This window comes from Gluconobacter sp. GP1, from assembly GCF_032913585.1.
Classification (GTDB): Bacteria; Pseudomonadota; Alphaproteobacteria; order Acetobacterales; family Acetobacteraceae; genus Gluconobacter; species Gluconobacter cerinus.
Window position 1 is genome coordinate 368,148 of the sequence record NZ_JASGXC010000003.1, and the last position, 24,615, is coordinate 392,762.

General features: G+C 55.5%; 21 protein-coding genes and 1 tRNA gene. 8 read left to right on the forward strand and 14 right to left on the reverse strand.

From position 1 onward, the window contains the following. Positions 1–9: 9 nt before the first annotated feature. Complete coding sequence (locus tag R5H23_RS09915) at positions 10–2,346, reverse strand: TonB-dependent receptor domain-containing protein (RefSeq protein WP_317215292.1); 2,337 nt, start codon at positions 2,344–2,346, stop codon at positions 10–12. Positions 2,347–2,384: 38 nt separating this feature from the next. Between R5H23_RS09915 and R5H23_RS09920 the strand changes: the two genes are divergently transcribed. Then, positions 2,385–3,239: a GntR family transcriptional regulator gene (locus R5H23_RS09920; protein WP_317215294.1), complete on the forward strand. Its 855-nt coding sequence runs from the start codon at positions 2,385–2,387 to the stop codon at positions 3,237–3,239. Positions 3,240–3,380: 141 nt separating this feature from the next. Here R5H23_RS09920 and R5H23_RS09925 read toward each other — a convergent pair. Continuing rightward, positions 3,381–3,456: transfer RNA gene (locus tag R5H23_RS09925), tRNA-Lys, on the reverse strand. A gap of 133 nt (positions 3,457–3,589) precedes the next feature. On the opposite strand from R5H23_RS09925, the gene R5H23_RS09930 reads away from it, so the two are divergent. Then, entirely contained in the window at positions 3,590–3,970 is a 381-nt protein-coding gene (locus R5H23_RS09930) for a DUF6525 family protein (RefSeq protein ID WP_064275282.1), read from the forward strand. 36 nt (positions 3,971–4,006) lie between these two features. On the opposite strand, the gene R5H23_RS09935 is transcribed toward R5H23_RS09930, so the two are convergent. From R5H23_RS09935 to R5H23_RS09950, 4 genes are all read right to left on the reverse strand, one after another. Next, positions 4,007–4,492, reverse strand: coding sequence for a peptidylprolyl isomerase (locus R5H23_RS09935; protein WP_086634607.1), 486 nt, complete (start codon positions 4,490–4,492; stop codon positions 4,007–4,009). Positions 4,493–4,523: 31 nt separating this feature from the next. Beyond that, entirely contained in the window at positions 4,524–5,042 is a 519-nt protein-coding gene (gene coaD, locus R5H23_RS09940) for a pantetheine-phosphate adenylyltransferase (protein WP_317215481.1), read from the reverse strand. Continuing rightward, complete coding sequence (gene gyrA, locus R5H23_RS09945; protein ID WP_203547980.1) at positions 5,035–7,875, reverse strand: DNA gyrase subunit A; 2,841 nt, start codon at positions 7,873–7,875, stop codon at positions 5,035–5,037. The genes coaD and gyrA overlap by 8 nt, the downstream gene beginning before the upstream one ends. A gap of 73 nt (positions 7,876–7,948) precedes the next feature. Next, positions 7,949–8,713, reverse strand: coding sequence for a class I SAM-dependent methyltransferase (locus R5H23_RS09950; RefSeq protein ID WP_211509534.1), 765 nt, complete (start codon positions 8,711–8,713; stop codon positions 7,949–7,951). 83 nt (positions 8,714–8,796) lie between these two features. On the opposite strand from R5H23_RS09950, the gene R5H23_RS09955 reads away from it, so the two are divergent. After that, complete coding sequence (locus tag R5H23_RS09955; protein ID WP_317215296.1) at positions 8,797–9,594, forward strand: helix-turn-helix transcriptional regulator; 798 nt, start codon at positions 8,797–8,799, stop codon at positions 9,592–9,594. Continuing rightward, positions 9,591–10,058 carry a GNAT family N-acetyltransferase gene (locus tag R5H23_RS09960; protein WP_211509536.1) on the forward strand — a complete coding sequence of 156 codons (468 nt, stop codon included), beginning with the start codon at positions 9,591–9,593 and terminating at the stop codon, positions 10,056–10,058. The genes R5H23_RS09955 and R5H23_RS09960 overlap by 4 nt, the downstream gene beginning before the upstream one ends. A 65-nt stretch (positions 10,059–10,123) precedes the next feature. On the opposite strand, the gene ssb is transcribed toward R5H23_RS09960, so the two are convergent. After that, positions 10,124–10,714: a single-stranded DNA-binding protein gene (ssb, locus tag R5H23_RS09965; protein WP_211509537.1), complete on the reverse strand. Its 591-nt coding sequence runs from the start codon at positions 10,712–10,714 to the stop codon at positions 10,124–10,126. Positions 10,715–10,846: 132 nt separating this feature from the next. Between ssb and uvrA the strand changes: the two genes are divergently transcribed. Beyond that, complete coding sequence (gene uvrA, locus R5H23_RS09970; protein WP_317215297.1) at positions 10,847–13,879, forward strand: excinuclease ABC subunit UvrA; 3,033 nt, start codon at positions 10,847–10,849, stop codon at positions 13,877–13,879. A 338-nt stretch (positions 13,880–14,217) separates the two neighbouring features. On the opposite strand, the gene R5H23_RS09975 is transcribed toward uvrA, so the two are convergent. Next, on the reverse strand, positions 14,218–15,171 hold the full coding sequence (locus tag R5H23_RS09975; RefSeq protein WP_211502404.1) for a rhodanese-related sulfurtransferase: 954 nt from the start codon (positions 15,169–15,171) through the stop codon (positions 14,218–14,220). A gap of 101 nt (positions 15,172–15,272) precedes the next feature. After that, complete coding sequence (locus R5H23_RS09980) at positions 15,273–16,637, reverse strand: autotransporter strand-loop-strand O-heptosyltransferase (RefSeq protein ID WP_317215299.1); 1,365 nt, start codon at positions 16,635–16,637, stop codon at positions 15,273–15,275. 267 nt (positions 16,638–16,904) lie between these two features. Between R5H23_RS09980 and guaD the strand changes: the two genes are divergently transcribed. Next, positions 16,905–18,215 (forward strand): guanine deaminase, encoded by a 1,311-nt coding sequence (gene guaD, locus R5H23_RS09985; RefSeq protein WP_317215300.1) that lies wholly within the window; start codon positions 16,905–16,907, stop codon positions 18,213–18,215. A gap of 18 nt (positions 18,216–18,233) precedes the next feature. On the opposite strand, the gene R5H23_RS09990 is transcribed toward guaD, so the two are convergent. From R5H23_RS09990 to R5H23_RS10010, 5 genes are read right to left on the reverse strand one after another with little or no spacing between them, the layout of a single operon-like run. Next, positions 18,234–19,679 carry a nucleobase:cation symporter-2 family protein gene (locus R5H23_RS09990; RefSeq protein ID WP_317215301.1) on the reverse strand — a complete coding sequence of 482 codons (1,446 nt, stop codon included), beginning with the start codon at positions 19,677–19,679 and terminating at the stop codon, positions 18,234–18,236. Positions 19,680–19,685: 6 nt separating this feature from the next. After that, a complete protein-coding gene (gene uraH / locus R5H23_RS09995; RefSeq protein WP_317215303.1) occupies positions 19,686–20,018 on the reverse strand; it encodes a hydroxyisourate hydrolase in 333 nt (110 codons plus the stop codon). Then, positions 20,015–20,539, reverse strand: coding sequence for a 2-oxo-4-hydroxy-4-carboxy-5-ureidoimidazoline decarboxylase (gene uraD / locus R5H23_RS10000; protein ID WP_317215304.1), 525 nt, complete (start codon positions 20,537–20,539; stop codon positions 20,015–20,017). Before uraD ends, uraH begins: the two co-directional genes overlap by 4 nt. Then, the gene (gene puuE / locus R5H23_RS10005; RefSeq protein WP_317215305.1) at positions 20,536–21,435 is read right to left on the reverse strand and encodes an allantoinase PuuE; all 900 of its coding nucleotides are present in this window, start codon (positions 21,433–21,435) and stop codon (positions 20,536–20,538) included. Before puuE ends, uraD begins: the two co-directional genes overlap by 4 nt. Positions 21,436–21,450: 15 nt before the next feature. Further along, on the reverse strand, positions 21,451–22,902 hold the full coding sequence (locus R5H23_RS10010) for an NAD(P)/FAD-dependent oxidoreductase (protein WP_317215306.1): 1,452 nt from the start codon (positions 22,900–22,902) through the stop codon (positions 21,451–21,453). Between the two features lie 171 nt (positions 22,903–23,073). Here R5H23_RS10010 and R5H23_RS10015 point away from each other — a divergent pair, with 171 nt between their 5' ends. Beyond that, positions 23,074–23,982, forward strand: coding sequence for a LysR family transcriptional regulator (locus R5H23_RS10015; protein WP_203547991.1), 909 nt, complete (start codon positions 23,074–23,076; stop codon positions 23,980–23,982). Positions 23,983–24,065: 83 nt separating this feature from the next. Beyond that, on the forward strand, positions 24,066–24,551 hold the full coding sequence (locus R5H23_RS10020; protein ID WP_264648975.1) for a cupin domain-containing protein: 486 nt from the start codon (positions 24,066–24,068) through the stop codon (positions 24,549–24,551). Positions 24,552–24,615 lie beyond the last annotated feature (64 nt).

A 24,615-nucleotide genomic window follows, 5' to 3' on the forward strand; every position in this document is an offset into this window, starting at 1 on the left:
ATTATTCTTTCAGTACGTTACGTTCATTTTTGCGCCTACGAAACGTGGCAGACCCGGCATGACACCATAGAAAGTGGCCTGCGTCCCGCCAGAAAGCCAGTAACGGCGATCAGCAAGATTTTGCCCATAAACCGATACAGACCAATGCTGTTTCGGTGCCGCAAACGTCAGGAACGAGTTCACAAGGAAATAGGCCGGAGCACGGTAGATCCCGCCATCTCCAATATGCTGCGGCTGCGTCTGTGCGCCGCGATAATTATAATCGACGTCAAAAGTCATCTTGTAGTCATGGAACATGGACCAGGTGTAGGTCGCCGCTCCCGAAAGAGTCAGATTGGCCAGCCCCATGTTGTAGCCATTATAGTTCGTATTCACAGGCGACCAGACACCCGTTGAGGCAAACTGGGCGGTTGTGGCACTGCGATTCAGGCTCTGGAACTGAGAGTAAGAGCCGTTCTGGTATCCAAAATTCTGTGTCAGCACGAGCCCATGAAACGGATGTGCTTCCATATCGAACTCAGCGCCATAAATGTTGGAGCGCGGTGCATTCACGTAGCCGCCCAGCACACCGTACGGTGGCACAAGGATGGTCCCGAGCAGCTGCTGGTCCCGATAATCATAATAGAAACCGGCTGCGTTGAAGCGCAGACGCCGGTTGAACAGCATCGTTTTGAAACCACCCTCATACGTCAGAACCTGCTCGGCCTTGAACGGCTTTAGCTGGCTGGCCTGCTGGGTGATGTTGGCCGAAAATCCTCCTGGCTTGAAGCCACGCGAGAACATGACATATCCCATCACGCTGGGATTGAACTGGTATTGTGCCCCGACACGTCCAGCGAACTGATTTGTCAGTGCCCCTGAATTGCCGAAGTTCTGCACATGCGTTCTGGCACCCGTATTCAGGTCGTAATCAGCACTGACAACATTCAACATCTGCCGGTCGTCCGACTCATGGCTGATCGCCCCGATAAGGGTCAGCTTTGGCAGAATGCGATATGAAAGCTGAACATACTGATTGAAGTTCTGCTGATTCTGACGATAGGACGTCTCATTCAGCGGTGTCGTCCCAGGGCGGTCAGATGAATCATACCAGAAATTCTGCGCCATCCGTGCACGGCTGTAATACATGCCGACTTCCCAGTGGAAGCGAGCATGCGGATCCCGGGACTCAAGCTTAACTTCCTGCGAGAAAACATTCGTCTGGTTATTGCGGAACATATTGCCATAGGACGCAACCGAGTTCGTCTGGTTGGTCAGTTCATGCTCGTCAACAGCTTCAAAAGCGCTCAGCGTCCATAACCGGCCCCAGCTGAAGTCCTTCGTATAGCGGACATTCGCTCCCCAGAAGATATTGTCTTCCCTTGGCTTCTGATTGGCTCCGTTGATACCGATAATTTTTGCAAACCGCGGATCAAGTCCCCATTCGGTCTGCATGATATCCGACGTCACAGGAACGCCGTAGCTGTTATAGAAATTATGCCCCGAAGACGTCTCGGACTGGTCCGTCGTCCAGTGCCCACCAATGTCCAGCGTCGATGTAGCGTCAATTTTCCAGCGCAGCTTGCCGCGAAGCGCTCCGATATTGGAGTTGCCGTACCCTTCGCCCAGCGAATTGTGCTGAAAGCCGCCCCCCGTCATGGACTGCCCTGCCAAACGGAACGAAACCGACTTGGAAATTGGCCCGGAGACAAACCCCTCAACCCGGTTGCGACCATAGCTTGCAATGTCTTCCGTCAGGCCCGCATGAAACTCGGGGGTAGGATCACCGGTATGGAAATTAATCTCACCCCCGGTGGTTGACTGTCCATGCGTGAAACCGGACGCACCAGGCGCGACAGAAATGTCATCCATGTCAAACAGCATACCCGACGTCATGATACTCACCGGATAGGCCACACCATCGACATACGGCATGACGGAGGGGGTATTGTTCTGGGTAAAATCCATCAGCCCGACACCGCGCAATGCAAAGTTCAGTGCAGAGCTTCCAAAAGACGGCTGAATAGTCAGATTTGGCGCAACACGAACGATGTCTGTCAACTGACGGACGTTGCGGTTCTGAAGCTCCTGACGGGACAGTACCGTTTCAGAATGCGCCTCGTGCTGACCTGCGCCAGTCACACCGCGCCGGGCATTAACGTGAACGACCTCATTACTCGCCGCGGAAGCATCAACTGTACGATGCCGTACTGCTCCAGCCCCATGCTTAGCGATCGGATGCAAGCTCCGCTTCGCTGCCACTACAGCAGCATCCGCGCTTCCTACACAGGACAGAAGAGCTGTGGACAGGAGCGTTACGCGCAACGAGAGAGCAGAACGGGAGCGGCAGGGCGAAACAAGGGACATCGGGCATTTCCAGATCGGCGATGTGAAGCAGTCAGGATGTGTCGCAATTCACCATGTCGGCGAATCTTGTATACCAGATAGAATACAAACTCTTCTTGTTCCACATTAAAAATGATCGAAGCCGGAATATTCCTTTTTCGGATCTTCTGTTGTGCTTGTTCCCTCAAAAAAGGAGGCGCATAAAAGCTGCCATGGAAGACCGGAAAAAATCGATGCAGCCAGCCAGCAGCAATGTCATCGAGAACAGAATCATACAGGCCGTTCTTTCTGAAGAGATTTCACCAGGAGAGCGGCTGGGAGAAAAAGATCTAGGCGAGATCTTCGGGGTCTCACGAACACTGGTGCGAGAAGCAATGATGCGCCTCAGTAGCCGAGGCATTGTGGCAGTCTCACCGAGGAGAGGCTGGTTCGTTATTGAACCTACCGTCGAAGAAGCCCGGGAAACAATCGAAGCACGCCGATCTGTTGAAATCGGTCTTCTCATGACTCAAAAAAATATTAGTGCAGAGATGATCAAGCAGCTCGAAGCGCATGTCCTGGAGCAACAGCGTGCCATCGATGAGAATGACCTGGGTCGTCGGAGCTACCTTCTAGGGCACTTCCACGTTCACCTTGCCGCAGCGCTGGGCAATTCTATTCTGGCCAACATTCTTGAAGAACTGACAACCCGGATCGTGCTGATCGCCACCTTGTATCAATCCAAGGCCGACGCGCAGCAATCCTGCGACAACCACCGTCGACTTGTAAGCGCACTCCGCAAGAACAAGGTAAAAGATGCTGTAAAGATCATGGATGCCCATCTGACGCATCTTGATAAAGCACTCAGCATCCGGAAAAAAATGAAACCACGCTCTGCGGACCAACTCCGTGGCAAAGCGTCTTTCGTCCCATAAGGCTGGCAGCACATATCGGCCTGGGACGAAATCATTAGCTGAAAGCGTTGCTTGCTAATGGCGCAGGGCTAACGGAGCCCATCATCAAATATGCTTCGCCCTAGGCGAAGTTTTCCAAACATATTTGATCTAAAAGGAAAATGGTGAACCGGCTGGGACTCGAACCCAGGACCATTCGATTAAAAGTCGAATGCTCTACCAACTGAGCTACCGGTTCATCCGAGCGGATGGCTACCCCACAACCACTATGGAGGTCAACCTCCAGCAGCCGGAAAACAGCACTAGAATTTTTTTAGTTATGTTATAACATATTAAATACTACCGATTCAGAGCCTGAAAAAGCCCCTTGTATGCGCTCCAAAAATAACAACCTGACCAATCACTCCGCCTTAAACGATCGCACTGTACGGCATGAAATCTGGCAACGCTTTGAGGGGAACGAGTGGGATGCATTCGACCAGCTTCCAGCATCCATTCGCAGACGCCTGAACGAACACGTCTATGATGCCTGGTCCGTCAACGCCTTGATCCTGTGGAAGCACTACAAGCGCATTTACGGCCGCACTCCGCGTGCCGAGCGAGCCCTGATCAAATATCTGGATTATTGTGAACGCCTCGAACGCGAGGCCTTTTCAGAGCGCTACACCGCTCAATGCGGCTCTCCCTACCCTCATGATGCCGCAGGAGTGACAGTCCTGCGAACACCAGAGAACAAGCAGCAAGCTGCCTGAGCGTCCCGCAAGACACTCAGAACAGCCCAAACAGCTTCAGGCTTCTACATAAGCCTTAACGATGGTGTCCGGATCCTTGACGACGCCTGACGAGCCAGCGCCACGCTTGATCTGATCGACATACTCCATGCCTTCAACAACCTTGCCAGCAATCGTGTACTGACCGTTCAGAGACGGCACGTCCTGGAACATGATGAAGAACTGGCTGTTTGCAGAGTGCGGAGCCATCGTACGGGCCATGCCAAGTGTGCCACGCTCGAACTTTGCCTTGTCCGTGAACTCGGCCTTCAGGTCCGGGTAGCTGCTACCGCTGGTGCCTGTGCCAGTCGGATCGCCGCCCTGTGCCATGAAGCCTTCGATCACACGGTGGAACTTCACACCGTCGTAAAAACCTTCGCTCGCCAGAAGCTTCAGACGCTCCACAGCCAGCGGCGCCAGATCAGGGCGCAGCTCAATGACGACCTTACCGTTCTTGAGTTCGAAAACCAGCTTGTTGCCGTCGGGTACTGCGGTCTCAGACATCTTGGAACCTTCCAGAAATCAATGAAGGTTCCTATGTCGCCCTTCGCCCCAGTTTCGACAAGACGAGACTTGCAACATCTTCGCTGACAAAGGAGGAAATATCGCCATCAAGACGGGCAATTTCCTTCACAATCCGACTGGCCGTCGTGCGATGCCCTTCGGAAGACAGCAGAAAGACCGTCTCAATTTCCGGCGCCAGACGACGCAGCGCTCCAGAGAGCTGACTCTCAAAGTCGAAATCCCCCGCAGAGCGAAGGCCGCGCACAACCGTCCCAGCGCCAGCCTTACGTACGGCATCGACCAATAGGGTATCAAACCCCAGAACCCTGATCCGGTCAGCATGAGGCAATTTCGAGACCTCCTGCCGCATCATCTCCAGACGCTCTTCCAGCGTCAGAAGCGGCTGCTTCCCCTCATTGATCGCCACACCAACCAGCAGGCGGTCAAAAAGAGTGGACGCACGGTCGATAATATCCAGATGACCGAACGTCACCGGATCAAACGTGCCGGGATAAAACCCGACACGCGGATCAGTCTGCCACTCAGGCATCAGGGGCTGCGTCACCCACAGAAGCCTCACCGTCCGTCACAGTGCCATCAACAGGCGCTGTACCGTCCGGCGTTGCCACGACATCCCCTTCGATCAGGTCGCCCTCTTCCCCATCATCTTCCACAACCGGGAAGACACAGATCACCGTCTCACTGTCGTTCAGGCGGAACAGCGTCACACCACTGGCCTGACGTGCCATGACACGCACCTGAGACACCGGCAGACGGATCAGACGACCCGTATCCGTCACGAGCATGACATCCGTGCCATCCAGCGTTGGAAGCGTCCCAACCACTTCCTTGCCACGACGATTGGCCGAGAAGGTCATGTTCGTAATGCCCTGACCGCCACGGCCAGACACACGATAATCATAGGCAGAGGAACGACGGCCAAACCCGCCATCCGTCACAGTCAGAAGAATTTCCTCCTGCTGTTCCAGCTCCTCGAAGCGCTCCTGCGTCAGATCGCCAGCAATCTCCACAGTGTCTTCGTCACCGGACACCACTTCTTCTTCAGCACCTTCTGCCAACGCAGCATTTTCGGCACGACGTTTTGCATTGGCCATCCGCAGATAGGCCGCACGCTCTTCAACGCTAGCATCCACATGGTTGAGGATACACAGTGAAATCACCGCATCCCCATCACCAAGGCGGATACCACGCACGCCCGAGCTGCCACGGCCTGCAAACACACGCAGCGTATCATCGGTGATCTGGAAGCGGACACAGCGCGCGTTCTTCGTTGCCAGGAACACATCCTGACCTTCACGACACGTCGCCACACCAATGAGGGAATCGCCCTCATCCAGCTTCATCGCAATCAGACCGGACGCCCGAATATTCCGGAAATCATTCAGACGGTTACGACGAACATTGCCGCTGGCGGTCGCAAAGGTGAGGTGTAGGTCTTCCCACAACTCCTCATCCTGCGGCAGCGGCAGCACCGCTGTAATAGCGTCCGAACCAAGCTCTGGAAGCAGGTTGACCAGCGCGCGCCCCTTGGACGTCGGAGACGCTTCCGGCAGATGCCAGACCTTGGTGCGATACGCCTTGCCGCCCGAAGAGAAGAACAGCACCCACTGATGGGTATGAGCATTGAAGCTGCGAATAATGACGTCATCGCCACGACGGCCAGACGCCGTACGACCACGCCCACCGCGGTTCTGCGAACGGAACATCTCAAGCGGCGTCCGCTTGATGAAACCGTCACGCGTGATGGTCACAACCATCTGCCCCGGCTCAATCAGGCTTTCGTCAGACTGATCGCCCAGCGCATCGGAGATTTCCGACATCCGTGGGGTGGCAATTTCAGCCCGAGCCGCCAGCAATTCATTGCGCATGACATCCATGCGACGACTGTGACTGCCAATGATGTCGAGCAGGTCAGCAATCTTGGCCGCCACTTCGCTCAGCTCACCCTGGATCTTCTCACGTTCCAGACCGGTTAGACGCTGCAAACGCAGTTCGAGAATACCGCGAGCCTGCGCTTCTGTGAGGCGAACCTTGCCATCATAGATGACATTGCCTTCGTCCTGGATCAGCTCCAGCAACGGCACAACTTCGCTCGCATCCCACTCGCGCGCCATGAGCAGCTCACGCGCTGTCGAGGCATCAGGGGCAGAACGGATCAGCGCGATCACTTCGTCGATGTTGGCAACAGCCAGCACAAGGCCAACCAGCAGATGCCCACGATCCCGAACCTTGTTCAGATCGAAGCGTGCGCGACGCAGAATGACGTCTTCGCGGAAACGAATGAACGCCTGCAGAACGTCCATCAGCCCCATCGTGCGCGGCTTGCCCTCATCGAGTGCCAGCATATTGACACTGAAGGACGTCTGAAGCTGCGTGAAGCGATAGAGCTGGTTCAGCACCACTTCCGGCGTCGCATCGCGCTTCAGCTCAATGACAACGCGCATTCCAGAACGATCACTTTCGTCCCGGATATCGGAGATGCCTTCGATTTCCTTCGCACGAACGAGATCGGCAATCTTCTCCTGAAGGGTTGCCTTGTTCACCTGATACGGGATCTCGGTGATGACGATCGCCTGACGATCCTTGCGGATCTCCTCGATCTCAGCACGAGCCCGGACCGGAACAGATCCACGCCCTGTCTCAAACGCCTTGCGGATACCGCTGCGGCCCATGATGATTCCGCCGGTCGGGAAATCCGGGCCGGGGATGATCTGCATCAGCTCATCCAGCTCAATCGCCGGATTGGCAATCATCGCCAGCGTGGCATCAATGACTTCGCCAGGATTATGCGTCGGGATGTTCGTGGCCATACCGACCGCGATACCCGAAGCGCCATTCACCAGAAGGTTTGGGAACGTCGCTGGCAGAACCTTGGGCTCGTGCTCGCTCTCGTCGTAGTTCGGCTGAAAATCAACCGTGTCCCGCTCAATATCATCCAGCAGGAACGACGCAGACTTGGCCAAACGGGCTTCGGTGTAACGCATGGCAGCCGGGCTATCGCCATCGACCGAACCGAAGTTACCCTGTCCATCAATCAGCTTGACGCGCATTGACCAATGCTGCGCCATACGAACCATGGCATCGTAAATCGAGCTGTCACCGTGCGGATGGTATTTACCCATCACGTCACCGACCGCACGCGCAGACTTGCGGTAAGGCTTATCAGACGTAAACCCACTCTCGCGCATCGCATACAGGATGCGGCGATGGACGGGTTTCAGGCCGTCACGCACATCCGGCAAGGCACGCGAGACGATCACCGACATCGCATAGGCCAGATAGGAGGAGCGCATCTCCTCCTCGATCGTCACCGGAAGACGATCGGAAGGTACAATATCAGTCGGCTCGTTCAGCTCGGTCAAGACAGGTCCACCACGCTAAAATACAGTCCGCACAGCATAGCCCATGCGCGGCCTACATGCCACACCCACCCCATTATGGCCTGTGAGACTGAAAAACGGTCACGTCCAGCAGGAAACTGCCGTCTTCTTCCAACCCCAGTCTTTCACGGACAGCTACAGGCGCACCACGCTGCAACGACCGGATGCCCTCTACACGTTCCGTCGGCGTTCGTGTTCGCGATACCCAGCTCTCAAATTCCATCCGCAAACGGCTGCGTATCAGGCCATTCACAACAAAGCCGGATCTTCCGAGAGCAGACACCCATTCTGTCACGGCATAGTCCCTCACATGAGAGATATCCCGCATCAATTCCAACGTCTGGAGCCAGCTATCGGACATAGCGTCTTCGGGAGCCGTAACATCGCCCAAAATAGCCAGACCTCCTGGCTTCAGAACGCGACGCACTTCTCTCAGACCAGCCTCAAAACCTTCCCAATGATGGGCACTAAACCTGCATAAAACAGCGTCAAACACACAATCATCAAATGGAAGCGCTTCTGCGGCGCCCTGTTCAACAGCAATGTTGCCAAGGCCACGGTCTTGAGCGGACCGGCTTACCGCAGCCAACATTCCGGCCGTGACATCGCAGGCGACAACCTGCCCGACATGTGGCGCCACAGCATAGCTGACATGCCCCCCGCCACAGCCAAGGTCCAGCACACGTTCAAACCCGCGCCCCTGAACAGCCCGAACCATCACGTCCAGATCATCGCCCTGATTATGCACCACGCTATTTACGTAAGATGACGCCCTGTCTTCATAATGCTTCGCAGCAAATTGTCCTGCCTGCCTAACCATCTAATTTTTCTCCCTTGGCGATCATCATCAGGCAACAAACAGTCAGGTATAAGATCCTATTTTATCATGGTATAAATTGCACCATGCCTACGTCCAGCCGCAAAACTCTTGGTCTGTTTCTTCGCACGCACCGGGAAAGGCTTGCCCCGTCAGAAGCAGGATTGCTGACTCCATTACGTCGCAGACGCACCCCAGGGCTGCGCCGCGAAGAAACAGCTCAACTCTGCGGGATCAGCACGACATGGTACACGTGGCTGGAACAGGGACGCGACGTCTCATGCTCGTCCGCCACACTGTCGCGCATTGCCACGGCTCTGAAACTGTCCACGACGGAAAGACGCTACCTTTTCACGTTGGCAGAACTGCGAGACCCTCAGCAGGATCACACTGCGCCAACTGCACCGGCCACACTTCTCAGCCTCCCGGAACAGATCTCCAACCCCGCTTATTTGCTCGATCCCATGTGGAATGTTCTGAGCGCAAATTCCGCAGCCAAAATCCTTTTCGATGCCTGGCTGAACAGCTCAGAGACCAATCAGCTACGCTATGTTTTTCTGAACCCCAATGCCCGAATTTTCCTTACGGACTGGCTAACCCGCGCCCAGCGGCTTCTGGCCGAATTTCGGGCTGATACAGTTTCGAGTGCCCGTACCAAACCTTTTCAGACACTTGTTTCAACTCTTCAGAGAGAAAGTCCGGAATTCAACCGTTTCTGGGAAGACCAAAGCGTCCTCCCCAGAGAAGGAGGGCACCGGAGCTTTCAGCATCCAACACAAGGCCTTCTCCACTACGATCAAACAACGTTCATCCCGACAGCTCATGCGGGCTATAAACTCGTCATTCTATCCAGAAGCACGGCCACTCCGGATTCCACCCCATGAACCCGAACTACACTCTCCGCCCAGCCGATTTTTCCGACCAAGAAACACGCGACCTTTTGACTCTTCACCTTGCCGGAATGCACGAAAACACTCCTACTGGACACGTCTTCGCCTTAGATCTGGCTGCTCTCACCTCATCAGATATCGAGGTCTGGACTGTCCATCACCACGGCCACGTTGCTGGCATTGGTGCGCTAAAACGATTGAGTGCTCACGACGGTGAACTCAAATCCATGCGGACTCATCCGGATTTTTTAAGACAGGGCATCGCCAGCAGTCTTCTGGATCATCTCATTCACAGAGCGCGCTCTCTGGGCCTGAAAAAGCTCAGCCTTGAAACCGACCGGAATTCCTCTTTCGAACCCGCACTAAAGCTCTACAAGGCCCGAGGCTTTCAACTCGGCGAACCTTTCGCTGACTATCAGGCCTCTAAGTTCAACCAGTTCCTTCATCTGTCGCTCTAAAAACGGGCCTTTCGCGCATAAAAAAACCGGACTGACACTGCCAGCCCGGTTCTCCGGAAAATCCCTTAGAACGGGATTTCATCATCCAGATCGTTATCTGGCGGAGCATCCCAGCCACCGCCACGACTGCCCGACGCGCCACCTGCGCTACCTGCGCTACCGCCGCTACTCCGAGAGCCACCGCCGAAGCCACCTTCACTGCCACCGCTCCGGCTTCCACCACCAAAGCCACCGCCGTTGTTGCTTCCGCCACCGTAGGACGAACCACCACCGTCGAAGCCACCGCCTTCATCACCGCCGCTGCGGTTACTGTCGAGAAGCACCAGCTCACCGCGGAACCGATCAATCGTCACTTCCGTCGTGTAACGCTCCTGGCCAGACTGGTCGGTCCACTTACGGGTGCGCAGTTCACCTTCGAGGTAAACCTTGCGCCCCTTGCGCAGAAAACGCTCAGCCACATCGCCCAGGCGATCATTGAAAATGACGACGCGATGCCATTCCGTACGCTCGCGGCGCTCACCGGACTGACGGTCGTTCCATGTTTCAGACGTGGCGATCGTCAGATTGACAACCTTCCCACCTGACTGCGTGTTCCGGACTTCCGGGTCCTTGCCCAGATTCCCGACCAGAATCACCTTATTGACGCTACCTGCCATTCCGTACCAACCATTTATTCTCGAATTGTTCTTTTCATGCGGCTCAGAAAGCCCATCTATGAAATGATCTAGCATCCCTTTGGATGCGTTCCCATCTCACATTCTACTTTCTGCATAGTCTTCGGGGTTTTCGTGAGCTTTCCAGACAATCATTCGATCCGTGTCCGTGGTGCCCGCGCCCACAATCTCAAGAATATCGATGTCACGATTCCCCGTGACTCCCTGACGATCATCACGGGTCTCTCTGGCTCCGGAAAGTCGTCTCTCGCCTTCGATACGATCTATGCCGAAGGTCAGCGCCGATATGTGGAAAGTCTTTCCGCTTACGCCCGTCAGTTCCTTGAACTGATGGGCAAGCCGGATGTGGACTCCATTGAGGGCCTCTCCCCGGCCATCTCGATCGAACAAAAAACGACCTCAAAGAACCCCCGCTCCACCGTCGGCACCATCACGGAAATCCATGACTACATGCGCCTTCTCTGGGCGCGCGTGGGTGTTCCCTATTCACCGGCAACCGGCCTCCCTATTGAAGCCCAGACGGTCAGCCAGATGGTAGATCGCGTCATGGCGCTTCCTGAAGGCACGCGTCTCATGCTGCTGGCGCCGGTCGTCCGGGACCGTAAAGGGGACTGCAAACGCGAACTGGCAGACCTGGCTCGCAAGGGCTTCACGCGCGTCAAAATTGACGGTGAGCTTTACGAAATTGCCGAAGCTCCCGAACTCAATCGCAAGACCCGCCACAATGTCGAAGTCGTGGTGGACCGGATTGTCGTCAAACCTGACCTCGAATCCCGTCTGGCAGACAGCTTTGAGACAGCCCTCGAACTCTCCGACGGTCTCGCCTACGCGGAAGAAGTCAGGCGTGCGGGAGAAACAGCTGCCCCCGCCCACATCGTTTTCTCCTCACGTTTCGCCTGCCCTGTTTCAGGCTTTACGATTGAGGAGATCGAGCCCCGTCTGTTTTCCTTCAATGCCCCGATGGGCGCCTGCCCCACCTGTGATGGTATTGGTACGGAAACCCATTTTGACGAGAACCTGATTGTCAGTGACGACACACTGACACTTTCTGAAGGTGTGATTGCCCCTTGGAGTGGTGCCAGCACGGACTGGTATGACCAGACTCTTGCAGCTCTTGCCCGCCATTGCGGGGACACCATGAACACGCCATGGCGAGACCTGAAAGCCGAAACCAGGGATTTGATCCTGTACGGTTCCAAAGAGGCCATCGCCATTCCGTATCGTGATGGCAGCAAGGTCCATACCGTTACGAAGCCCTTTGAAGGCGTGCTCAAAAACCTGCGCCGGCGCATGGCGCAGACAGACAGCATGTGGGTCCGCGAGGAACTGTCACGCTATCAGTCAGAAAAGCCCTGCCACACCTGCCATGGCGCACGCCTGAAACCTGAAGCCCTCTGCGTAAAGGTCAATGACCTGAACATCGCCGAAGCGTCAGATATGCAGATCCGGAAGGCACTGGACTGGTTTTCCGGTGTTGAGGTTACCCTCACCCCACAACGTGCGGAAATCGCGCGCCGCATTCTTCGCGAAATCACGGATCGCCTGCACTTCCTCGATGATGTCGGCCTGGACTACCTCACGCTTTCCCGGGGATCGGCCACGCTTTCTGGCGGTGAAAGCCAGCGTATCCGGCTGGCGTCCCAGATTGGCTCGGGTCTGACAGGCGTTCTGTATGTGCTGGATGAGCCGTCCATCGGCCTGCATCAGCGCGACAACGAGCGCCTTCTCGGCACACTGGAGCGTCTCAAACGCCTTGGAAACACCGTCATCGTCGTCGAACATGACGAAGATGCCATCCGTGCTGCTGATTATCTTATCGATATGGGGCCTGGTGCTGGCACGCGGGGCGGAAACGTCATCGCCATCGGCACACCTGCGGAAGTAGCCAAGAATAAAGAAAGCCTGACCGGTGCCTATCTTTCGGGTCGGAAGTTTATTCCAGTTCCCGAAAACCGACGCACCTCGGACAAAACACTCACATTGGTTGGGGCCAAGGGAAACAATCTCAAGGATCTGACCGTCGATTTCCCGCTGGGAACCTTTATTGCGGTCACCGGTGTATCAGGCGGCGGCAAGTCCACCCTGGTCGTGGATACCCTTTACAAAGCGCTGTCCCGGCAGCTCATGAAATCGAGTCAGTCTCCACTTCCTTATGACCGACTGGAAGGCGTAGAGAATCTCGATAAAATCATCGAAATCGATCAGTCTCCAATTGGGCGTACACCCCGTTCCAACCCCGCTACCTACACGGACCTGTTCGCCCCTATCCGGGACTGGTTTGCCGAACTCCCGGAATCCAAGGCACGCGGTTACAAACCAGGCCGCTTCTCCTTCAATGTGAAGGGAGGCCGTTGCGAAGCCTGTCAGGGCGATGGCGTCCTGAAAATCGAAATGCATTTCCTGCCTGACGTCTTTGTCACCTGTGACACCTGCAAAGGCGCGCGGTACAATCGTGAAACGCTGGAAGTGAAGTTCCGTGGCAACTCCATCGCTGATGTACTTGCCATGACTGTGGACGAGGCGTTGCCGTTTTTTCAGGCTGCACCCAGAATTCGGGACCGCCTCGCCATTCTCCAGCAGGTTGGTCTCGGCTATGTCGCCCTGGGCCAACAGGCAACCACACTTTCAGGGGGCGAAGCCCAGCGCGTCAAACTGTCCAAAGAACTTGCCAAACGAGCTACTGGTCGCACCCTCTACATTCTTGATGAGCCCACCACCGGCCTGCACACAGAAGACGTCCGTAAGCTGCTGGAAGTGCTGCATACGCTGGTTGATCAGGGCAACACCATTTTGGTGATCGAGCATAATCTGGAGGTCATCAAGACAGCAGACTGGCTGATCGATATAGGACCAGAAGGCGGTGACGGTGGCGGTAAGATCGTAGCCGCAGGAACACCGGAAGACATTGCTGCCTGCAAAGCAAGCCACACTGGTCGCTTCCTAGCCCCCCTTCTGGATGCACCCGGTGTCAGGCAGCACCGTGAGCCCACAGGCAAAAGAATCACTCAGGCGATGATTGCCGCCAGCTTGCCCCAAAAGGCGGAGCGAACCCCAGCCAAAACGACAAAAGTGCCTAAGGCAAAAATAGTGGCGGACAAGAAACCTCGTGGCCGCCCCTCAGGCTCCCGCAACAAAACCAAAGCCTGATTTCTCAAGTCCTGAAGAGCTCAGCTCTTCAGGACAACAAAAAAAGCTACGCAAGCAGCCTACAAAAAGGTGTCAAAGGCCGTCGTTCCAATGCCTTCCGGACCTGAGTGATCGGGAGCCAGAAATTCAGCCCCCGACAGGCGCTACCAGAACAGTAATCGCAAAAAACGCAGCCGTACCCTTTCCAATCGAGTATGCTGGTACAAACCCCAAACAATCAACATACGAGACGGCAGCCAGATTAGAGCAATCATCAGCGCTCAGCGGTCCGGATTATCCTCACCAGAACAATCCATTTTCTCCCTTCTGAGAAGAATTACCGGCTGACTGTTCGGCAGTTATTTCTGCTGAGTACCGAGATGCTCTTTCCCGCGCTGGCGCGCCAGCTTCTCCTGTAGCTCACGGGCAGCATATCGCTGGCGCTGTTCTTCTGTCCGTTCGTTATGACAATGGGGGCAGGAGACGCCTTGTACGAACATCGGAGAAGCCTTGTCTTTCTCGCTGACAGGGCGACGACAGGCGTGACAGACATCGTAGCTGCCAATTTCCAGGCCGTGCTTCACGGAAACACGCTGGTCAAAGACGAAACATTCCCCTTCCCAGAGGCTTTCTTCCTCTGGAACAGTCTCCAGATATTTCAGAATACCGCCTTTGAGATGGTAAACTTCGTCCAGTCCCTCTGCCTTCACAAAAGACGTGGATTTCTCACAGCGAATTCCGCCTGTGCAGAACATGGCAATCTTTGGAACACGGCCCTTGGCCTCAAGCTCCTTGCGTCGGTTCCGAAACCACTCCGGAAACTCCCGGAATGACCGTGTTTTGGGGTCTTCAGCCCTCTTGAATGTCCCGATCGCGACTTCGTAGTCATTCCGGGTATCAATCACGATCGTATCCGGATCAGAAATCAGAGCATTCCATTCATCAGGTGCCAGATACTGACCAACATCCTTGCGAGGATCGATATTCGGCTGCCCCATGGTAACGATCTCTTTCTTGAGACGCACCTTCATGCGGCGGAAGGGCATTTCCGGCGCACGGGACTCCTTTATTTCAAGCTCCTCACATCCTGGCATCGCCCGAATATGCTCCAGAACCTGTTCCATTCCGTCATCTGACCCAGCAATCGTTCCGTTAATACCTTCCGGTGCCAGAAGCAGAATGCCCTTGATCCCCTCGCGGTCGCAGACCTCCTGCAAAGGCCCGCGCAACGCAACGATGTCTTCAAACGGCGTGAAGTTGTAAAGCGCGACGATACGGATCGGCGGAAGAGCATCAGACACAGGGGCAACCATCCAGCTCTGCGACCGCAGGCAGACCCACGATCAGGTGATAATGTGCCCCCGCCAATATCAGGCTCGCGCCTTCAATTCCAGAAAACTCCTGAACCTGAGCCTCAGGCGACCGAGACGGTTGCCGCTTCTGCAAGAGGTAGTCCGCGATCCTTGATCACGCGACGCACCGTCTGAATGACCTGCGATCCAGTAATCAGACGCGTGCATTCAAACTGCCGCTCCGTTCCCTTGTGGCGGGGGCACCAGAAGAAATCCTTGTGATCGAACTGATGCCTCGGGTCGTTCCAGCACGAATTGCAGGTGTGCCAGTTGATGATGCGATAGGGTGTAAAGAACTCATTATTCGGATGCGTAAAGCCCGAAATCATGACGACAGGTGTGCCCGAGGCATGCGCCAGCCATGCCAGCCCACTGGAGAGACCAATGAAAAAACTGGCGTGCTTCAGCCAACGCGCACGTTCCGACAACGGGCGGCTGCCAGTCTCGTCTTCCGCGCCATGGGGAATATGATTGTACACATACCCTGTTCCATGGAACGTTTTCTGATCAATGCAGATCACTCGGTATCCAGCAGATTTCAGGAAACCAATCACCTCCTGCCAGCCAGCCGGATTATTCCAGTACTTGCACTGAGTACTGGCCTGCGTCGCAATCACCACATACGGCCCCTCAATAGGCGGGGTATCCCCATCCTGGATCGTGATGCCAGGAGGGTTATCGTTCCAGGGATCAACACCCAGAATATAAGCTGCAGTCCGATGCAGACCTACATGCCGGAAGTCCGTGGGCTGATGTGTCAGCTCCGTATCCGTGAAAAACAGACCTATATTGTATGAAGCGTAGAAAGCGGACGTAAACGTCTTGTTTGCCTGAGCTTCATCGTGCCCGACCAATGTGATGTCTGGATTAGCCTCTTTCACCAGAGGGAGAATGACATCTGCAACTGAGCAGGACACCTTCGCGCCCGTCTGCTGCGCAAGGCGAATAGCTGCCGGAAGCCAGGCAATCGTGTCTCCAAGCGTTCCAACAGGCAACTGCACCAAAACAGGCCTTCCCGTGAGGGATAGCTCGTGGTGCAGAATGTCCTCCCGCGTACCGTCAGGCTTTTCCAGCCAGACATCGATCAGGAATGGAACAAAGTACTTTTTGGTGGATGAGACCATGCCGCCTTTTAAACGGGCATCGAAGAGAATATTCCCGGTCGAATAGTCCGATAGTCTCACATGCCATTGCCCCAGTTCCGGGGCAATATCCGGCACCATGACACGGGCACCATCATTGAAGTCAAAGCGGACGCCCTGCCCTCCTTCCACAACGGGAACAGATGGAATGGCCAGATAGGGGCTCTTCTCGTCCTCCTTCTGCACGGGATTACCGTCAGCAGGAGGAGCGCCTTCCTGTGGAAGACCGGAGGCAGGTGTTACAGTTTCTGCAGGCTGGGAAGAAACAGAGGTCACATCAGACATCAGTAAAAGCGTCTCCAAACCGTTCCCGCAGGCCGTACAGAGACAGAAACCCGCCTCCACCGCACCCACAAAAGCAGGCTCAATATTAAAAGTCCAAAACCATGTTCAAACCTGAATTCATCTCTTGAAAAGAGACTTTCCACAGTCTGCCACAAAACAGTGCCAAGGTTAAAATGAACTCAAGATCTTTGGACATTAAAAGAAACGTTCACCCGTTCAAGACAGATCGTTCCCAGAGCGAAAATGCTATGCGATACCCAAAGGATCATGACAGAGCATACTGCAATCCGTGGCCCCTTCCTGACCTTCCATGCTGACCCTTTTACGGTCGACCCTATGGATGCACTCACGCACCAGCCAGACGGCCTGATTCTTTGCAAAAACGGCATCATCACCGCTGTTGGCGCATGGGAAGATCTGAAACACCAGATCCCGGAAGGTACTACCGTAGATCATTATCCAGACCGGCTGATTTCAGCCGGAATGATCGATACCCACGTCCATTATCCCCAGCTCCCTGTGATCGCCTCATATGGGGAACAGCTTCTGGAATGGCTGGAGACCTATGTCTTCCCTGCTGAAGCCCGTTACGCAGATATTACTTATGCACGCCAGATCGCCCGCAGTTTCCTGAAAGAGCTTCTCCGCGTCGGCACAACAACGGCCGCCGTGTACTGCACGGTTCATCCGGAATCCGTAGACGCATTCTTTGAGGAATCAGAACGCCTCAATACCTGCATGATCGCAGGGAAGGTCCTGATGGACCGCAATGCGCCTGATAACCTGCGAGACACCGCCCAAACAGGCTACGATCAGTCTACCGCACTTATCGAACGCTGGCATGGTCGCGGACGACAGCTTTACGCCGTCACACCACGCTTTGCCCCTACCAGCACACCCGAGCAACTGGATTTGGCTGGATCTCTCCTTGCTACTCGCTCTGACCTCTTCATGCAGACGCACCTGCTCGAAAACCGGTCTGAAATCGAATGGGTCAAGGAACTCTTTCCCAACCGGTCATCCTATCTGGACGTGTATGACAAATCGGGCCTTCTGCGCCCTCGCGCCATTCTGGCTCACGCCGTGCACGCACAGGAAGAAGACTTCCAACGCTGCCATGATACAGGCTGCTCCATCGCACACTGCCCCGGCTCCAACCAGTTTCTGGGCAGCGGGTCATTCCCCCTGTTCAACGCCTTGAAACCCGAGCGACGCGTCAAAGTCGGTGTTGGCAGCGATGTAGGAGCTGGCCCCTCCCTGTCGTTGCTTCAGGTCCTCTCAGACGGATACAAGGTCGCTCAGGGGTTAGGCACGAAACTTCATCCTGCTCAGGGCCTTTGGCTGGCAACCGTCGGAGGCGCTCAGTCTTTAGGGCTTGAGGATCATATTGGTGCCATCAAACCTGGCCTGCATGCAGATCTCTGTATCTTCGATCCTACTGCAACACCTCTCGGGAAAATCCGGACCCAGACGGCTGAGACCCTGTCCGATCTCCTGTTTGCCCTCACCATGTTAGGCGATGACCGCAGCATCGAGGCTACGTATGTGGCTGGTCGGAAGGTTAACAGCCGGGATTAATATCTGACCCGAAGGGCTTTAGCCGAACCTGCGCTGAGGCCCTTCGGTTCCCAGCTCTTCAGGCTCAGCAGGCAGCCCCATCAGAATTCTCTCATCAGGGAGATCAGCCACTACAATTTCTGCTTCCGGATCAACAGCCAGTGTCCGACGGACGTTGAACAACAGGTGCAGAAAAATGGCGGACAATGCCCCAAGAGTAATACCGCTTCCGAAGACAATCTGTGCCCACATCGGAAATGTATCGGAGATATGAGGCTGCGCCGTCGCGAGCATTCCCAGTCCGATGCTGGTTCCCACGATAATGACATTGCTCTGACGGTTGAAATCCACCCGCGTTAGCGTCTGCACACCAACCACAGCCACTGTCGCGAACATCGCAAGAGCAGCCCCGCCCAGAACCGGTAACGGAACCGCCGCCACAATTGCTCCGAGTTTTGGAAGACACCCCAGCATCATCATGATGACAGCCGCAGACGCCACAACCCAACGGCTCTTCACGCCCGTCATCCGAACCAGGCCGACATTCTCCGCAAAGCAGGTGTAGGGAAAGGAATTGAAGACCCCGCCAAGTAGCGTCGCAATGCCATCAGCCCGCAACGTCCGCGCGATATCCTCACGGGTAATGGTTTTTCCGACGATTTCGCCAGTCGCATAAACGTTGCCGATCGTCTCAACCATGGTGATGACCATGACGATCACCATGGAGAGGATCGGCACCACATGGAAAGCCGGCGTCCCAAAGAAAAACGGATGTGTGATGGACACGAGCGGCGCAGACGCCACGCCTCCAAAGTGGGCATCGCCCATCAGCCACGCAGCCAATGTGCCAATGCAAAGTCCGATCAACACAGCAATCGTTGAAATGAAGCGACGAAACAGGCGCTGTACAACCAGAATACTCGCCAGTGTTCCCAGCCCGTAGCACAGACTACGCAACGGAACTCGGTCCTGCACCATCCCTGGCCCATGGCCGGACACGATGTCATTGGCGGCCACTGGCAAAAGCGCTAGCCCAATCACCAGAATGATCGACCCCGTCACCACAGGCGGAAAAAACCGAACCAGCTTCGCAAAATATGGTGCGATGAGCAGACTGACGATCCCCGCTACAATCACCGATCCATAGATCGACAGCAGCCCCGGCGTTCCCCCACCAACAGCCGACCCAATCGCAATCATTGGGCCAACAGCCGTAAACGTCACACCTTGCAGAAGCGGCAGACGAACACCCACCGGTCCAAATCCGACTGACTGCAACAGAGATGCAATCCCGCAGGTGAACAGATCCGCATCAATCAAATGAATCAGCGTTTCCTGTGGCAGGTGCAAAGCCCCAGCCACAAGGATCGGGACAATCACCGCGGCTGAATAGAACGCAAGGATATGCTGGAAACCATAAGCCCCCAGACGCCAGAGCGGGAGCTTCTCATCAACCGGATGAACCGCAGAAGTATCAGACGCCATCAGGTCTCAGCTTCCACGATATGTGGAATATCCATAAGGCGCAGCCAGCAGCGGAACATGCGCATGCGTGCCCTCACCTAAGCCGAACACAATCGGCACAACATCCAGAAAAGGCGGATCAGACAGCACATGCCCGGCCGCCCGAAAATACGCACCAATTTCGAATTCCAGACGATAGGTGCCACGTTCCAGCGGAATCTCCCGCAAGGGGGGGCAACGCCCATCATGGTCCGTCACGCCTTCGAAAAGAATAGCTTCTTCCTGAAAAAGCCGGAAAGACACGCCAGCTGCCGGACGGCCCGAGACCGTATCCAGAATATGCGTGGATAATGAGCTCATGATGTCACCAGATCTTTCAGTCTCAACCCTGCAATCGCATCGATCTGCGAGAGGGCTTCCTTCAGTTCCGCCTCGGGCGTCCCGCCCAGACGACGTTCCATTTCATCCATGATGACCGTCTTGGCCACCTGACCCGGCGCTGCAACTTTACGCACGCAGATCACAAACGGCATGGAAAAAGCCGTCCCATAGGCCGCATTCAGCGTCTTGAATCGCTCGTATTCCGCAGGCGTCAGACGATCCAGCCCGGCAGAGGCCTGCTCGGATGCAGACTCCGCCGTCAGATCCGGATCAATTCCCGCGCGATGCCCAAGCTCAGGATGCGCCCGAACCAATGCCAACTGAGCCTCCTCGCCCGCATTCCGCACAACAGCAGAAAACGCCGCAAGCATGGCCTCTACGCCAGAAAACGGCCGCGCTGCCAGAGCACCTTCAGCCACCCAGGGCGAATGTTCGTAAAGTCCGCCAAACGTCTGGACAAAAACATCCGGCGTCATGGCATTCACATCGGAAATCTTCATGCCGGATGCACACTCATCCAATGCCGCGCAATATCCAGCCGGGACGCGACCCAGACATCCTCATGGGACGCCACATGCTCCAGAAAACGCTGAAGCGCCAGCGCACGCGCAGGCTTGCCGGCCAGACGGCAATGAAGCCCGATAGACATCATACGCCCCCCTTCCGCGTACAGCATGTCGAACGCATCCCGCAGATACCGGAAGAACTGCTCGCCCTCTGTAAAGCCATTGAGCGCGGCGAACTTCATGTCATTGGCATCAAGCGTGTAAGGCACGATCAACTGCGGCTTGCCATGGGAGCGATCATAGTACGGCAGATCATCCGCATAAGAATCGGCATCGTAAACAAAGCCGCCTTCTTCCACGACCAGACGGGCCGTGTTCGGGCTGGTGCGGCCCTGATACCACCCCAACGGGCGCTCCCCGACCACTTCCGTATGAAGCGCAATTGCCTCACGGATATGCTCGCGTTCTACGTCTTCCGGGAGGTCCTGATAATCAATCCAGCGCAGACCGTGCGTAGCAATTTCCCAGCCACTGTCCTTCATGGCGGCCACCGCATCCGGATTGCGCGCCAAAGCCTTGGCAACACCGAACACGGTTGTGGTCATGCCAGCCTTTTCAAACAGGCGACGCAAACGCCAGAATCCAGCGCGACTCCCATATTCGTAAAGGCTTTCCATCTGCGCACAGCGCGCACCTACGATGGATTTCGTCCCGACCATTTCAGACAGGAAAGCCTCCGACCCCGCATCTCCATGCAGGACCGAGTTTTCCGCGCCTTCTTCATAGTTGATGACGAACTGAACCGCGATCCGCGCGCCATTGGGCCATTTCGGATCAGGCGGCGTGCGGCCATAGCCGATCATATCACGGGGATAGGTGTTCGTGCTCATCTGGACTGCCCCCCATCAAACCGTTGGCGGATCAAGGCTGATCAGTTCTTCCGTGTCGTAGGACAGCAGACTTTCCAGATGCTTCTCGCCATCTTCAACAAACAGGTCACGCGCAATACCGCGCGTCAATTTCTCAACGCCAAAGCGCATGCCGCTGATGGACGCCCCTGAAAGACCCATGCTGGGCATGGACGCAAACGTAAAGTTGTAGATTGCCGCCAGCATCGGTGCCTTCGGATCGGAGGGATCTTTCGGCAGAAACTGGAAACGCTGGCCCAGATACGGATGGCTGGACAGAAGCGTGCTCTCTTCTCCCTCCGGCGCCGTGAAATGATCGCTCCACAGCATGACGGAGTCCGCAAAATCCTGTGTTTCCGGACGGTGCTTCAAATCAATCGAGAAACCCGTGCCAATAATCAGGAAGTCAAAGCGCATCTCGCCATTGGGCGTTTCGACCACAATCTCATCGCCATCCATCCGCGCAGAATTCCACGGCGTACCGGGATGGAACGCAAAGTTCTCATGCTTGCGGCAACGCCAAAACGTATCCTGCGGCGGCGGCTGGTTCAGATTGTAAATGCAGCGCATAAAGCGCCAGCGGGTCAGGTCCGGCAGTTCTGAAAAATGTGCGAGAAAGCCCGCGTTTTCCATCCAGCGATACGGATTGATAGCCGGAATCTTCGTACGACGCAGACACAAGTCCACACGCCCGACACCGGACTCCAACGCCGTCGCAGCATTATCAAAAGCGGACGCACCCGCACCCAGAACGCCGATCCGCTTGCCCTTCAGAGCGTCGAAATCAATGGTTTCGTGCGTATGGGCATAAACCGATTTCGGAAGGTTCTCCGAAATGAACGGCGGGACAAACCATGCTCCGCCACCGTCAATCCCCGTAGCCAGAACCATCCGACGCGCCCAGCGCTTCGTCTCAACACCTGCAGCATTCCGGAAGGTCAGGCGCAGCAGGCCGTCCGTCCACTCCACATGCACCAGTTCCTGATCGTTGACGACCGGCAGCTCCAGGGTATCACGCACCCAGTCCAGATAAGACTGCCAGTCATGACGCGAGATCTTGTCGAGCGACTGCCAGGCTTCCTTGCCATACCGGGCTTCATACCAGGACTGTGGCGTCAGATTGGGCACACCCAGATCCGGCCCCGTTACATGCTTAGGCGTCCGCAGCGTGATCATTCGGGCGAATGTCACCCAAGGGCCTTCCCCACCCTTCGCAGCGCGCTCAAAAACCTGTGCATTCGTCACACCCTGACGACGCAGCCCGAAACAGGCCGTCAGACCACCCTGTCCGCCGCCAATGATGGCAACATCCAGAACATCTTCCCCATCTTTCTGAACCGGAATATTCCAATTCCCCGTCGCATACCTGATCTTCGCCAGATCCTCATGAACCTGCGCCGAAAGGGTGGCCAGGCCGTCAGTCGGGGAAGGAGAACGTGTCATGAGCATCTTATCCTAAAGAACGGGCACAGGATCGTGGTCTTTCATAAGAAATGACCAGAGTTTCTTCCTATGTCAAAATGACAGGGTTCACCTGCCGCTCTGAAGTGTTTCATAGAGGGGTAATCTCGTATATCTCAGAAAAACGTCCCTGCCGTTCTCGAAAAAAGAGCGTATCCCATGCCGGTTTTTTCCCGCTTCCTTCGCTACTTCCTGTCCGTTGCCCAATACGGCTCGATCCGGAAGGCCTCTGAACATCTGCGGATTGCGGCATCTGCCATCGATCGTCAGATCCTGCACGGTGAGGAAGCTCTCGGCACCCCCCTCTTCGAACGGCTGCCCAGCGGCTTGCGACTGACCGCTGCTGGCGAACTCCTGTACACCAAAGGCAAGCAGTGGACGCGGGAGATGCAAGAAGTCCGCACCCAACTGGAAGATATGCGCGGATTGAGACGGGGACAGGTGGACATCGCTCTGCCAGATGCTCTGACGACCGGATTTCTGCCACGCATTCTCAAAGATCTCCGAAAAAGCCATCCAGGCATCACAATCTGCACTCACGTTCTGGATAACGCTGTCATTCAGCAGGCCCTCATCAGCGGAGACGTTGATTTTGCGCTTCTCCTGAATCCGACACAGGCCCGTGGCCTGCTGGTCCGAACCCATATCGATTATCCTTTAGGCTTCGTCTGTCTTCCCGACCATCCGATTGCCCACCACAAGGACGCCCGCTTCAGCATCTGTGCTGAATATCCGATGGTTATGCCCCAGCAGCCTCTTGCGCTGCAGCGGCAGATTGAAATTCTGGAAATTGACAGCAATGTCAGCGTTCAGCCTGCAGCATCCTCAGATAATATCCAGATGATCAAGTCACTGGTTCTGGAGGGCGTCGGGCTGGGAATCCTTAGTCGTCTGGATGCCATGAAGGAAATTCTTAGTGGCGAACTGGCTTTTGTCCCCATTTCGAACCGGGACGTATCCCCACTGACCCTCGCTCTATGTGTAGATCAGGCGCGACAACTTTCCGGAGCCGCGAGACTGGTGATTGCAGAAGTGGAAAAAACCTTCCTGCATCCGACAGAGATATAACTTCAGAAGCAGCATGCTGAACGACAAACTCTACACCGCGTTAGGAAGGGCAGGCATAAGCCAGAACATCTAAGGACAATCCTATGTCTTTTCTCAGGATATTTTCTGCCAGCGCCCTCATCTACTGTCTGTCAGGAAGCGGCGCCCTCGCACAGACGACTGCCGACATTCGAATTGTTCAGGGCGGAGAGAATGTTGTCTGGAAAGCTGCGCCTCCCATGTTCCCAAGTGGAACACGTATGTCCTTCCTGTATGGAGCCTCAGACAAGCCCGGCCCCTTTACCATGCGTGTTATGATGCCCGCAGGGTCAACCATTCCACCCCATACGCACAACATGGATGAAATGCTCACGGTCCTCGCAGGAAGTGTGCATCATTACATTGGCGAGAGCATCACAGCGAACGATGAAAAAATCCTGACAGCCGGAGGGTTTGTTCATCTCCCTCCCAATGTTCCGCACGCACTCAAAGCTGGGACACAAGGCGCCATTGTGCAGGTTTCAGGAACAGGTCCATTTACCATGACCTACGTGAATCCACAGGATGATCCGCAGCACACAAATCGTTAAGACCGTCAGACAAAAAAAGCCCTGCTTCACATGTGAAGCAGGGCTTTTTGTATCAAAATGAGCT

Excerpts from the sequence above, each read along its gene's own strand:
- R5H23_RS10010 (WP_317215306.1), bottom strand. The coding sequence starts at position 22,902 with ATGCTCATGACACGTTCTCCTTCCCCGACTGACGGCCTGGCCACCCTT.
- R5H23_RS09915 (WP_317215292.1), bottom strand. The coding sequence starts at position 2,346 with ATGTCCCTTGTTTCGCCCTGCCGCTCCCGTTCTGCTCTCTCGTTGCGC.
- R5H23_RS09950 (WP_211509534.1), bottom strand. The coding sequence starts at position 8,713 with ATGGTTAGGCAGGCAGGACAATTTGCTGCGAAGCATTATGAAGACAGG.
- R5H23_RS09930 (WP_064275282.1), top strand. The coding sequence starts at position 3,590 with ATGCGCTCCAAAAATAACAACCTGACCAATCACTCCGCCTTAAACGAT.
- R5H23_RS09955 (WP_317215296.1), top strand. The coding sequence starts at position 8,797 with ATGCCTACGTCCAGCCGCAAAACTCTTGGTCTGTTTCTTCGCACGCAC.
- uraD (WP_317215304.1), bottom strand. The coding sequence starts at position 20,539 with ATGAAGATTTCCGATGTGAATGCCATGACGCCGGATGTTTTTGTCCAG.
- guaD (WP_317215300.1), top strand. The coding sequence starts at position 16,905 with ATGACAGAGCATACTGCAATCCGTGGCCCCTTCCTGACCTTCCATGCT.
- R5H23_RS09935 (WP_086634607.1), bottom strand. The coding sequence starts at position 4,492 with ATGTCTGAGACCGCAGTACCCGACGGCAACAAGCTGGTTTTCGAACTC.
- R5H23_RS09980 (WP_317215299.1), bottom strand. The coding sequence starts at position 16,637 with ATGTCTGATGTGACCTCTGTTTCTTCCCAGCCTGCAGAAACTGTAACA.
- coaD (WP_317215481.1), bottom strand. The coding sequence starts at position 5,042 with ATGCCTGAGTGGCAGACTGATCCGCGTGTCGGGTTTTATCCCGGCACG.
- R5H23_RS09975 (WP_211502404.1), bottom strand. The coding sequence starts at position 15,171 with ATGGTTGCCCCTGTGTCTGATGCTCTTCCGCCGATCCGTATCGTCGCG.
- ssb (WP_211509537.1), bottom strand. The coding sequence starts at position 10,714 with ATGGCAGGTAGCGTCAATAAGGTGATTCTGGTCGGGAATCTGGGCAAG.
- R5H23_RS10015 (WP_203547991.1), top strand. The coding sequence starts at position 23,074 with ATGCCGGTTTTTTCCCGCTTCCTTCGCTACTTCCTGTCCGTTGCCCAA.
- R5H23_RS09960 (WP_211509536.1), top strand. The coding sequence starts at position 9,591 with ATGAACCCGAACTACACTCTCCGCCCAGCCGATTTTTCCGACCAAGAA.
- puuE (WP_317215305.1), bottom strand. The coding sequence starts at position 21,435 with ATGAGCACGAACACCTATCCCCGTGATATGATCGGCTATGGCCGCACG.
- R5H23_RS09990 (WP_317215301.1), bottom strand. The coding sequence starts at position 19,679 with ATGGCGTCTGATACTTCTGCGGTTCATCCGGTTGATGAGAAGCTCCCG.
- uraH (WP_317215303.1), bottom strand. The coding sequence starts at position 20,018 with ATGAGCTCATTATCCACGCATATTCTGGATACGGTCTCGGGCCGTCCG.
- R5H23_RS10020 (WP_264648975.1), top strand. The coding sequence starts at position 24,066 with ATGTCTTTTCTCAGGATATTTTCTGCCAGCGCCCTCATCTACTGTCTG.